The sequence below is a fragment of the Vibrio sp. 661 genome (genome assembly GCF_033339315.1).
GTDB classification, from domain to species: Bacteria; Pseudomonadota; Gammaproteobacteria; order Enterobacterales; family Vibrionaceae; genus Vibrio; species Vibrio alginolyticus.
In genome coordinates this window covers 22,813-34,387 of the sequence record NZ_JAWOUJ010000019.1, presented here as the reverse complement: position 1 = coordinate 34,387, position 11,575 = coordinate 22,813, and the positions used below count along the sequence as shown (strand labels likewise).

Here is an 11,575-nt window from a genome sequence, read left to right as displayed (position 1 = left end):
GAGATACGTTAAATAAGGTGGGCGAGCGCGGTTAGGTCACTCGCCAATTTGCCCGAAGGGCGATAAGTCGATTTACAACCGAGGTTTTGGTTCGAGTGGTTTTCGTGATGGTTGCGCTTGCAAAAATGGCAGCAACAAAAGGCCAATGACGGCTGCACAAACTGAAATGGTGATGAAGAAACCCGTCCAATGATATTCTTCAAGAATTAACGCCAGTGGATAACCAGACAATGCTGCGCCCATGTAGGCGAACAAGCCCACGAATCCTGTTGCCGCGCCGGCAGAATCTTTGTGAGAGCACTCAGCCGCCGCCATACCGATCAGCATTTGTGGTCCAAAGACAAAGAAGCCGATGGAGAACAATCCCGCCGCTTGGAATGCAAAGTTGGTCAGAGGCATCAGCCAAAGCGCAGAGACAGATAAGAAAATCCCAATCGCGAACAGCAAGTTCATTGGCCCACGGTTACCGCCGAAGAGTTTGTCTGAGCCCCAACCCGCAACCAATGAACCAACAAAACCGCCGATTTCAAACATAGACAGAGCAGCGTTGGCGTTAATCAGGCTATAGTGATGCTGCTCGGTCAAGTATAGGTTTCCCCAGTCATTGATTGCGGTACGAACGATGTAAACCAACACATAACTGAACGCGAGCAGCCAGATGTATTTGTTGTTAAATACGTACGATTTCAGAATTTCGCGGTAGGTGAGGCCACGTCCGTAATTTTCTTGCGCAAGTTCTAGCGCGTCGTTGCGCCATTGTCCGACACTTGGTAAACCCATTGTTGTGGGTTTATCGCGCAATCGCCAACAAACGAATAGACCGAGCAATACCCCGATGATGCCGGGTAGAATAAAGCCTTCACGCCAGCTGTAGTGCAACGTTAAATAGCCCACCCAAATAGGGATCAGCGCGCCACCAACGTTGTGTGCGGTGTTCCAAATGGCCCATAAGAAGCCACGCTCGGAGCGTGAATACCAAGTGGTTAACAGCTTGGAGCATGAAGGCCAGCCCCAGCCTTGGAACCACGCGTTTAAGATCCACAGAGTAATGAAAGCCGCGAGTGAGCTAGAAAAACCGAACGCGATATTGACCAGACCTGTCGCAATCAATCCTAATCCCATGAAATAACGAGGATTAGAGCGATCCGAAATCGTGCCAGAAATAAACTTCGAACAGCCGTAAGTAATGTAGAAAAGTGTACCGATAAGACCCAAATCGCCTTTATCTAAGCCAAGATCGGTAATCATCGCTGGTGCGGCGTAGTTAAAGGTCTTACGGGTAAAGTAGAAACCTGCGTAGCCGATGTACATCCCCAACATAATGTGCAAACGCCAATGGTGGTAATGCTGGTCGATTTGCTCGTTGCTCAGGCTCGGTTGAGTAAATTTAGGTGAACGTAAAAATCCAAACATCTTGAGTTACACCTTAGGTAAAGTAATGCTGATTTGTGTGCCGATCACTTGATCGCTGGTGGAGTAGATAACCATTTTTCCACCTAACGCGTGCACACGTTCTTGCATGCCGCGAACGCCCATGCCTTTCATGCTGTCCTGAACTTTGAATCCGACACCATCATCGTGAATCATCAGTGACACCGCAGCTTCTCCAATTGTCAGTTCAATATTGATCAACTGCGCTTCTGCGTACTTGGCAGCGTTATTTAATGACTCTTGGCATAAACGGAATAGGGTTACTTTGAGTGTGTCACTCAGGCTGGTGTAATCGCCTTGCCAGTTCAGTTGAACAGTTGTTCCGTGATTGGCGAATTCCATCTCTCGCGTCAGTTGCTCGACGGATTCTTTCAAGTCCAAATCATCCAGCATTTTGGGTCTTAGCTTGCTCAACAGTCGCTTAGTGGTGTCGTACACGTTGAGCGAAAGTCCTTCAATCATGTCTGCGCAACCTACGCGTGTTTCTGTGTTATTTACCCGCTTAATGATGTTGGCTTGTGTGCGGATTGCCGTGATGTTCTGGCCGATTTCGTCATGTAGCTCGCGCGCAATATCGCGTCTTACCGATTCTTCCGCTTTGATAAGCTGGCGAGACAAATTCTGATTGCGTGCAAGTTCGCCGCGCAGTTTGTGATTGAGGTCTTTTTGTTTCTGAACCCCTAAGCCGAGCATAATGCCGGTGATGGTTTGCGCCGAGAGAGATAATAACAAATCGGTGATTTCTAGATTTGATACGCCGCTGCGAGCCGCAATCAGCGCAATGCTGTTGAGCATGGTGGCGAGCAGGGCTCCTTGCCAGCCGTAACGAAGTGCCAACACGATAATTGGGATAGCCATACAAAATGGCGCAAATCGTTTTAGCTCTTCAGGTAAACTGGTTTGCACCAAAATACTGCCGATCAAAAGCAGCGCATAAAGCACGATATGACGCACCTGAAATACGACGGCATTACTAAGTAGGAGAGAGCTAAGCGGAGACCAACGACTTTGGAACAAATAGCTCCACAACAGGTAGCACATAGGCACCACGAGCAAGCCTCCAGAAATGCTAGCCAGCCATACCATGTAAACAGAAGGCACGTGAAATCCGACCGCCATTACGTTGATGAAGGCGGTAATGATGATCACAATGCCCATGACGGCTAAGTGGCGGTTTTGGTCACCGTAGTAGTATTTTTTCGCAATCAGTGTGACCGGGATACTGGCAATGCTCGCAATCAGCACGGTAAGCCACTGCGGTTGACCCAGTAACATCGCAAGTGCGATGGAAAGTCCCCACTCCGAAAGGTAAATCGTCGGCCAATAAGCGGTGCGAGTGTGTAGGGTGACACCTAATCGTAAAGCGAAAGGAAACAATAAGATCGCCAACTCGGGATCATTGACAAAGTAATAGGCAATCACCCACAAGCAAAACCAGGCGCAAGCCATAACAAATAGTCCGCAAATGGTGGTAACAGCGTAAGCTCGCATTAAAAGGACTCTTGAGAAAATAGTTTGGCGAGCTCAACGTTATTTTTCACGCCGAGTTTGTCGATGGCATTCGCACGATGCACATGCACGGTCTTGTGGCTCAAGCCAAGCTCTGCCGCGACAGACTTTACATCCAACCCGGTCGCAAGTAGCTGACATACCTCGTTTTCACGTTTTGTCAGTTGGCATAGAGAGGTGGTGTTGTCGCTAGGCGTTGCAAGTTTAAGTGCAATATCTGATGTGAGGTAACAGCCGCCAGAAGCACTGGTTCTCACGGCTTGAATAAGTTCGTCTGGGCTACAGCGTTTACTAAGATAGCCTTTTGCACCTAGCTTTAGTGATTTTTCCACCATCGCAGGGGAGTCATGCACGCTAAGCATCACGCAGGCAATGCCAGTTGGTATTTCGCTAAGAAAGTTTAAGCCGCTTTCATCTGGCATGGATATATCTAGGATGACGACATGAGGGTGTACCGCAGGCAAGCCTTTTCGCGCTTCGGCGACAGAGCCGAATTCACCAACAACGGTAATATCACTTTCTAAATTTAATAATTGTGCGAAACCTGAACGCACGATGACGTGATCATCAACTAGAGCAACATGAATCATTATTACAACCAAATAGAGCAGACGACTAACAACAATAAGCTCCAACAGGAGCCAATAGAAAAATCTTTAATGATACTGAATTGAACCTTGCTTTTTAATGATCTTGCGCGCTTTACCGAAGTAAAGCGCGCAGAGAAGTTAGGCTTGGTTTTGTGCAAGTTGAAGCTTCTTCGCGTGTCGAATCTTCTTCTCTTCCGCGATAGCGACGAAAGCAAGCAAAACAATACAAATCATGGCGGAGGTATCTAGGGCTGCGAAGGTACCTTTCCAGCCTGTTAAACCGAAGATTGGTGTACCGTCTGCAATCATACCGAGACCAAGTTTCGCGAAGCTGTCACCGATTAGGTAAGCGAATGTACCTTTCACACCGTCAGCCACACTGATTGCTTTTTTAGGAACAAAACCAACCGCGGCAACACCGATAAGAAGTTGCGGACCAAACACCAAGAAACCAAGTACGAATAGAGATGACAAGTACATGAATTCATTTGTTGCGTGTTGGTAGAACTCAAGCGATACGATGATCAAACCAAGAGACACACAAGCAACCAATGCGCGGCGACCGTTTGCTAGGTCAGATAAGTAACCCCACATCAAAGTACCCACAAGCGCACCGACTTCGAACAGAGTAAAGCCAGAGATTGCCGTTTCTTTTGACAGACCAAGCTCTTGGTACGCGTATACCGTTGACCATTGGTCGATACCAATACGCACGATGTAAAGGAAGATGTTGGCAAAGCAAAGTAGCCAGATAACTTTGTTTTTAAGAACGTATTCAACAAAGATTTCTTTTTTGGTCATCTGGTTTTCTTCAGCAGCGGTGTCTTCTTCACTCACTGCTTCATCGAAAAGTTCTTCTACTTTACCTAGACCGTAAGCTTCTGGAGAGTCGCTACCAAAGCGCATACCGATAAAACCAACGATGATCGCGATGATAGAAGGGAACACGAACATGCCGATTACGTGTCCGTCGAATAGGTAGTTGGCACCGAAAAGAGCAACACCCGCTGCGCCCGCACCACCAACGTTGTGTGACATGTTCCACAAGCCTAGGTAAGAGCCGCGTTTGTTACGAGGTGTCCATTTTGTAATGGTTGAGTAACTAGAAGGGCCACCAGTACTTTGGAAGAAACCACTCAGAGCGTAGAAAGCCACCATCAAGAACAGGCTTGCACTACCGCCGCCCATGCTGAAGCTGAAACCAAGCATTGCAAGACCAGAAAGGATCAGCATAAAAGGGAGGAATTGCTTGGTGTTCTTACCGTCAGCGTAGTAAGACACAACGGTTTTACCGATGCCGTATGTGATGGAGAAGCCAAGGCCAATAAGACCTAGGTCTGTCATGCTCAAACCGTAAGTTGAGATCATGTCGTTTTGCGCGACATTGAAGTTCTTACGAATCAAGTACATGGTTAGGTAGCCGATAAATACGACCAAGTAAGATTGGATGAACGGTTTAAACCACATCTTTCTTCTAACTTCGACAGGAAGATCGAGGGTCGGCTTCCGCACCTGTTCGAGGAATTTTAACATGATGAACTCTCTTGTAATTGTTTTAGAAACACAACGGAGACCGTTATGCGCTCTTGTTACCTTTGACTGAGCGGAATTCTAGAGAGTGGTTTTGTGAGGCACATGAGATGGTTGCCTAGATCGGCTAGGAAAAATTCCTAGAAATGCCTAGGAAGGAGGAAAAGCGTGAAAAGAGTCACACAAAATCCTTACTAATCTATGGGTTTTTGACTGGGTTCTTATCGGATTGGAAAGCGTTCAAATGCAAACGGGTTAATATGCGTAAGCTTAGTGCAGACAAGGGGTGAGCACGTTTGGTTGGAGAGAATAGTGTCTTGTCGCTAAGTATCAATAGGGAACGAGAAGCAAACAACAGAGATCCAGAGGTCTCTGTTAGAAATATTAGGAATTCGGCTAGGTTGACGTGTTAAGGCGCGGGGCTGTATAGACGCGGCGAGCCGTGTTTTGGGAAGTGAATTAGGTTCAAATGGTTTCTTCTTGCCCATTCGACGGTTAACGCTGTCGGTGCAGATAAGCAAACCAGAGTGGGGATACGCGCGCGAACGGCTTTGTGGATCAACTCTAAGCTGCAACGGCTTGTCATGATTGCGAAGCCACTTTGAGGTTCGATGTGATTGTTGGCCAATGCGCCAATCAACTTATCTAGCGCGTTGTGGCGGCCGATGTCCTCTCGGCACAACTTGATGTTGCCTTGTAAATCTGCAAATAAGGCGGCGTGTAACGCGCCAGATTCACGTGCGGCTTCTTGATGCAGTGCGACTTTGTCTCGCAGCCCTTCGAATACATCGGAGCGCGGAGGAAGAGACGGTGTTAGCGGTGCTAAATCAGGCAAAGCTTGTTCCAGAGCCTCGACACCACAAATGCCGCATCCAGTTGTGCCGGCAAGATTCCGGCGTTGTGTTTTTAACGCCCAGAAAGCGCGGTTGCTGATTTCCACTTCCGCATAGTGAGATTCGTGATCGCCACCAACTTCAATGTCTTTGATCTCTTTGAAGTCGTGGACGATGCCTGTGCTTAGGCTAAATCCTTTTACGAAGTCTTCCAGATGGCCTGGCGTCACCATCATGACCGCTTGGCTAATGCCGTTGTAGCTGATAGCTAAGGCGGATTCACTCGCCAGCGACATTTGTTGCACTGGGCGGCCATCAATCAATTCTCGGTAATTGAACGCACTTGGTTGAGGTGGTGCTTGATTGAAATCGGATAGTTCAAAATAAGATTGAGTAGTACATCTCATGAAATCACCTCATAAGCCGTTATGTATGCCAAACATTGACGTGTGGGTTGTTGTTATCGATTGAATATGTTTTTTGCTTCTGCGAAGCACTGATCGGTTAGCGCGGAAAAGGGTTCTTGTTTTCGCTTTAACAAACCTAGCGGGGCGTGAACGGCGGCTTCTTCGATAGGGATAATGCGAAGCGTATCGTTCAACTCTTCTAATCCACAGTTCAGCGGCATAATGGCGCAACAAAGGCCACTGGTTACTGCTTGGATCAAGTGAAAGGTGGAGTTACTTTCAATGACGGTTTGCGGAACCAGCCCTTTACTCACAAAGCTAAGATCAATTGAGTGGCGATAGTGCATACCCTTCGAAAGCAGCCCTAGCGGAATGTTATTGAGTGACTCCCACAACACTTCAGATTCGGCAAAATCGAAATGACGCTCATCGAATAAAACGCCAAGTTTGGTCGAGTATAGCTCGATAACATCGAAGTAAGCGGTGTTGACTTGATCGACATAACACATCCCCAAATCAAGTTGATTGCGATTGAGTTGGTCTATGATCTGTTCGGTCGTCATGGAGAGTATTTGAAAGCGTAACTCAGGGAACTGTTGAGCTAATGGTTTGAGCAATTCCATCGGGTTTTGGCTGGCGAGTGGCACCATTCCAAGCCGAAGTGAACCGACCAACTGACCACGGCAGTTAGCAGCCTCGGCTTGCAGTCCATCATGAGCGGCTAAGACGGTTTTCGCCCAAGCTAAAATGCGTTCTCCTGCTTCAGTAAACCCTTCAAATCTTTGACTTCTTTGGATTAATTCGAGATCGAGTTCTTCCTCTAAGCTTCGGATTCTCATGGACAAGGTAGGCTGCGTAATGTGGCACAATGCGGCGGCTTGACCAAAGTGTTTGGTCTGTTCAAGTGCGATGAGATATTTAAGTTGTTTGATATCCATAATGGCTTGTTAACCTTGCGTTGTGAGTCACATGTACGGGGGGAACTCCCTAAAAAGGGCACAGCACTACCGTACTTTTTAAGCGCTGGAGCGTTTTAACTGGGGAATGGAAAACCAAAACCAAGTCAAGAATAAAACCTCACTCAAAATTGATCTGAATCAAGGCTATTCCTGATATTAATTAGGGTCAAATTTAAAGTATCTATAGTGTGATAGATATTATCTATTATCAAGAGTGGCGATTTTATTGAGTTCGTTAAGCGAACTAGGTGGAATCGGATGGGAAAACGATTAACCTCATAAATTGTATTGATTAAAAATGTGATGACCGTCAGTGGAAAAATTCGTCATAGATTTTGTTTATCACTCGGTCAGGATTATCAATTGGACGCATATTGAATAACGACTTAATCTTTGATTTAGATCAAGACGCAACAATGCGCATTGAATCTAACAGTCTTAGAAGCAGTAGGCGGGTATCCGATATCAAGAATCTAGATAAGTAAACGCTCGGACAAGCGAGAGCATGTTGAGTGGTTACTTATTTGGATTAAAAAATACATGGATTAGAAACTAAGCCCTTCAATACTTCCGCATTATCTCAATAAATAACGCGCTTGTTTTCACGGGCACCCTGCTTGCTGGTATATCTGCGAGGAGTAAAGTCGTGAGCCAAAAAGAACAAATAAAAACATACAAAGGTCCAGCTGGTGGTTGGGGTGCACTGAAAGCCGTAACCAGAAGTTGGTGGGGCAGTGAAAATGCAGTTAAAAACATTCGCACTATGCTCAAAACCAACCAAAATGGCGGTTTCGACTGCCCTGGATGTGCATGGGGCGAGTCGCCAGATAGTGGTAAAGTCAATTTCTGTGAGAATGGCGCGAAAGCGGTAAACTGGGAGGCGACCAATCGTCTGGTTGATCCTGAGTTTTTTGCCAATCACAGCGTTTCTTCTCTCTCAACGCAAACCGATTACTGGTTGGAATACCAAGGCCGTATCACGCACCCAATGCGATACGATGCTGAATCCGATCACTACGTGCCAGTCTCTTGGGATGAGGCTTTTGCACTTGTCGCGAAACATCTCAATCAATTGGATTCACCACACCAAGCTGAGTTTTATACCTCTGGTCGTGCAAGCAACGAAGCGGCGTTTTTGTATCAGCTATTTGTGCGCGCATTCGGTACCAATAACTTTCCAGATTGTTCCAACATGTGCCACGAAGCCAGTGCTATCGGGATGAAAGACACCATTGGCGTTGGTAAAGGCACAGTGATCTTTGATGATTTTGAAGAAGCTGATGCGATTTTCGTGATTGGTCAAAACCCGGGTACGAACCACCCACGAATGCTTGAACCTCTGCGTGAAGCGGTAAAACGTGGAGCACAGGTTATCTGTCTAAACCCGCTGAAAGAGCGCGGATTAGAGCGTTTCCAAAACCCACAGATGCCGATTGAGATGTTGAGTAACGGTTCAGAGCCTACCAACACGGCGTACCTGCGTCCTGCTTTAGGTGGAGACATGGCAGTGTTTCGTGGCATCGCGAAATTCTTGTTGCAATGGGAACGCAAGGCATTGCAAAACGGTGGAAAAGCGGTATTTGATCGTGAATTCATCAAGCAACACACAACAGGTATTGATGAGTATTTGGCTGAAGTGGACGCAACCTCTTGGGAACACATCGCGGAACAATCGGGTCTTGATTTAAGTGAAATCGAGATGGTGGCGAGCATGTATCGACGTGCAGAACGTGTGATCATGTGTTGGGCGATGGGGTTGACTCAGCATCGTCACTCTGTGCCAACCATTAAAGAAGTCGCAAACGTGCAAATGTTACGAGGTAACGTTGGTAAGCCGGGAGCGGGGCTTTCACCAGTGCGTGGTCACAGTAACGTTCAGGGCGACCGTACGATGGGCATTGATGAAAAACCTTCAGATCTGTTGTTGGATCGCATTGAAAGTCGATTTAACTTTGACGTCCCGCGTGGTGAAGGCCACAACACTGTGCAAGCCATTAAAGCGATGGAAGAAGGGCAAGCGAAAGTATTTATCGGTTTGGGCGGCAACTTTGCACAAGCAACGCCAGACACAGAACGTACGCACAACGCGATGCGAAACTGTAATTTAACCGTACACATTTCGACGAAGTTAAATCGTTCTCACCTTGTCACAGGTAAAGATGCGCTTATTCTTCCATGCTTAGGCCGTACTCAGATTGATCAGCAAGCGACTGGCCCACAAGGCGTGACGGTTGAAGATACCTTCAGCATGGTACATATTTCATTTGGTCAGCTAAAACCGCGTTCGGAGCATTTGCGTTCAGAACCAGCGATTATTGCCGGTATTGCCAATGCTACACTTGGAGCAAAACCAATTGATTGGTTGTGGGCGATTGAAGATTACGACCGTATTCGCGATTTGATTGCCGACACGATTCCGGGCTTTACCGACTTTAACCATAAGCTTAAACACCCAGGTGGATTCCACTTGGTAAACCCAGCTGCCGAGCGTCGATGGAATACACCAAGCGGCAAAGCGCAGTTCAGCTCTAGCGAGTTGCCGAAGCAGTTGATCAGCGAAGCGATACTCGAAAAAGGCCAAAAGCCAGATTTGATCTTGCAAACCATGCGCTCACACGACCAATACAATACGACACTTTACGGCTTGAATGACCGTTATCGTGGAGTATTTGGTATGCGCGAAGTGCTGTTTATCAATGAAGCGGATATTCGTAAACTCGGTTTTGAACCGGGCGACAAAGTGGACATGGTGTCATTATGGGAAGATGGCGTAGAGCGTCGCGTAAGCGGATTTACGCTTGTTGCCTATGATGTGCCAGCAGGTCAGGCGGCGGCTTACTATCCAGAAACAAACCCATTAGTTCCTTTGGACAGTTATGGGGATAGAACGTTTACGCCAACCTCTAAGTTTATTGCGATAAAATTGGAAAAATCGACATCCGATAAGATCGCTTTGGTGGAAGCGGAATAGTGACCAAACCGGCACAACGACATTTCCGATAAGCAAACGGCTGATATTAATTATCAGCCGTTTTTAATTGCGCTCAGTCTGCATTTAGTGCGCATAGCTTGTGTATAATGTTAATGACATTATGCTGCTCGATAATAGACAGATAAGGCCGATTTGAATCTAATTTCAAGTAGTAAAACTAATAAGAAGATGCTTATGACCTTGAAAAATATAATTAAATTAACAATCAGTCACTTAGTGGCAGTTTCTATTGGCATTGCGATCGGTATCTATACTTTACCGATCCTTATTGCACCACCTGCGCCGACCGATGAGCAAGTTGCTAAGAGCAAGCAAGGCGCAGAATACAGCGCAGTGTTTAAGAGGGAACTCAAAGGTAGCGACGCTTTTCATTGGGGGGAGGGAGAAATTCATTTGAGTTCTGAAGTCATTACGTTGGTAGGAAAACTCGCTCCCGGACCAGACTATAAACTCTATCTATCTCCTAAGTTTGTCGAAACGGAACAAGAGTTTAATGACCTTAAATCTGAGATGAGCTTAATTGGTGATGTCAAAACGTTCGATAACTTCGTTGTTGAGGTTCCTCAAAGCACTTCAATTTCTGAATACAATACGGTTGTTGTATGGTGCGAGACATTCGGTGAGTTCATTACTTCGGCAAAGTATCAATAAACCTTAGCAGTAGAGTGAAAGGCTTTTCTTTTCACTTTACGCTAGGATGTTGTTTCGCATAATTAAGAGGCAAAGACTCTTAAACATTCTAAATTTAAGAGCCTTTGTTTAGAGTTATTGACAGAACCATTCGACTTGTAAGTCGTTTGCACCTTTCAGGCTACGTTCTGGAAAAACAAGATTTCGAACTATTTAGAGTTATTCTCTGTTTGGCTTGTTTCGTTCGATGACGCTAATCGCAATGGCTAAAAATAGAATATCTTTTACTAAAAAGAAGTTTGTCACCAAAACCCCATCAGACACTTTCCATGTATTCGGTGTCGTAATTAGAAAGCTGAGTGTCGCAAGAAAAATAATTGCGGCGGCTATGCCAGAAAAATAAGCGACTCGTGTGTTTTTAAGGCCAACGATTAATCCAATAGCGACAATGATTTCTGTTGCGCCAATGATGTTTGATACGGTTTGAACTGACATCACATCATACAACCAACTCATCAGAAAATGATTTTCAACGAGCGGTTGTATAAGCTTGGCCTCTGTAGGTGTGAATTTATAAATACCAATCCATATTAGAACTAAAGAAACGCCGAAAACTCCGATAAGATATCCAATTGAGTCACATTGATGATGGCTTTTTACGTTTTGCATAATTAACTACATTCTCCTGTTTGTT

The 11,575-nt window shown here is 46.0% G+C and carries 9 protein-coding genes; 2 read left to right on the top strand and 7 right to left on the bottom strand.

The window, feature by feature from the left end:
• Positions 1-72: 72 nt before the first annotated feature.
• From R7P69_RS21430 to R7P69_RS21405, 6 genes are all read right to left on the bottom strand, one after another.
• Positions 73-1,413 carry an MFS transporter gene (locus R7P69_RS21430; RefSeq protein ID WP_238952613.1) on the bottom strand — a complete coding sequence of 447 codons (1,341 nt, stop codon included), beginning with the start codon at positions 1,411-1,413 and terminating at the stop codon, positions 73-75.
• Positions 1,414-1,419: 6 nt separating this feature from the next.
• Positions 1,420-2,922 carry a signal transduction histidine-protein kinase/phosphatase UhpB gene (uhpB, locus tag R7P69_RS21425; protein WP_213916908.1) on the bottom strand — a complete coding sequence of 501 codons (1,503 nt, stop codon included), beginning with the start codon at positions 2,920-2,922 and terminating at the stop codon, positions 1,420-1,422.
• Positions 2,922-3,530, bottom strand: coding sequence for a transcriptional regulator UhpA (gene uhpA / locus R7P69_RS21420; RefSeq protein WP_005376090.1), 609 nt, complete (start codon positions 3,528-3,530; stop codon positions 2,922-2,924). The genes uhpB and uhpA overlap by 1 nt, the downstream gene beginning before the upstream one ends.
• A gap of 138 nt (positions 3,531-3,668) precedes the next feature.
• Positions 3,669-5,063 (bottom strand): hexose-6-phosphate:phosphate antiporter, encoded by a 1,395-nt coding sequence (gene uhpT / locus R7P69_RS21415; RefSeq protein WP_005479317.1) that lies wholly within the window; start codon positions 5,061-5,063, stop codon positions 3,669-3,671.
• A gap of 406 nt (positions 5,064-5,469) precedes the next feature.
• Positions 5,470-6,300, bottom strand: a complete 831-nt coding sequence (gene fdhD, locus R7P69_RS21410) for a formate dehydrogenase accessory sulfurtransferase FdhD (RefSeq protein WP_085569019.1) — start codon at positions 6,298-6,300, stop codon at positions 5,470-5,472.
• 53 nt (positions 6,301-6,353) lie between these two features.
• The gene (locus R7P69_RS21405; protein WP_054730252.1) at positions 6,354-7,238 is read right to left on the bottom strand and encodes a LysR family transcriptional regulator; all 885 of its coding nucleotides are present in this window, start codon (positions 7,236-7,238) and stop codon (positions 6,354-6,356) included.
• Positions 7,239-7,905: 667 nt separating this feature from the next.
• Between R7P69_RS21405 and R7P69_RS21400 the strand changes: the two genes are divergently transcribed.
• On the top strand, positions 7,906-10,230 hold the full coding sequence (locus R7P69_RS21400) for an FdhF/YdeP family oxidoreductase (RefSeq protein ID WP_238952614.1): 2,325 nt from the start codon (positions 7,906-7,908) through the stop codon (positions 10,228-10,230).
• A 195-nt stretch (positions 10,231-10,425) separates the two neighbouring features.
• Complete coding sequence (locus tag R7P69_RS21395) at positions 10,426-10,902, top strand: DM13 domain-containing protein (protein ID WP_005376099.1); 477 nt, start codon at positions 10,426-10,428, stop codon at positions 10,900-10,902.
• Between the two features lie 198 nt (positions 10,903-11,100).
• Here R7P69_RS21395 and R7P69_RS21390 read toward each other — a convergent pair whose 3' ends face one another.
• Positions 11,101-11,550, bottom strand: coding sequence for a YkgB family protein (locus R7P69_RS21390; protein WP_053303648.1), 450 nt, complete (start codon positions 11,548-11,550; stop codon positions 11,101-11,103).
• Between the last annotated feature and the right edge of the window lie 25 nt (positions 11,551-11,575).

What these genes read in the sequence shown, in the direction of transcription:
- R7P69_RS21430 (WP_238952613.1), bottom strand. Translation starts at nt 1,413, where the DNA reads ATGTTTGGATTTTTACGTTCACCTAAATTTACTCAACCGAGCCTGAGC.
- uhpB (WP_213916908.1), bottom strand. Translation starts at nt 2,922, where the DNA reads ATGCGAGCTTACGCTGTTACCACCATTTGCGGACTATTTGTTATGGCT.
- uhpA (WP_005376090.1), bottom strand. Translation starts at nt 3,530, where the DNA reads ATGATTCATGTTGCTCTAGTTGATGATCACGTCATCGTGCGTTCAGGT.
- uhpT (WP_005479317.1), bottom strand. Translation starts at nt 5,063, where the DNA reads ATGTTAAAATTCCTCGAACAGGTGCGGAAGCCGACCCTCGATCTTCCT.
- fdhD (WP_085569019.1), bottom strand. Translation starts at nt 6,300, where the DNA reads ATGAGATGTACTACTCAATCTTATTTTGAACTATCCGATTTCAATCAA.
- R7P69_RS21405 (WP_054730252.1), bottom strand. Translation starts at nt 7,238, where the DNA reads ATGGATATCAAACAACTTAAATATCTCATCGCACTTGAACAGACCAAA.
- R7P69_RS21395 (WP_005376099.1), top strand. Translation starts at nt 10,426, where the DNA reads ATGACCTTGAAAAATATAATTAAATTAACAATCAGTCACTTAGTGGCA.
- R7P69_RS21390 (WP_053303648.1), bottom strand. Translation starts at nt 11,550, where the DNA reads ATGCAAAACGTAAAAAGCCATCATCAATGTGACTCAATTGGATATCTT.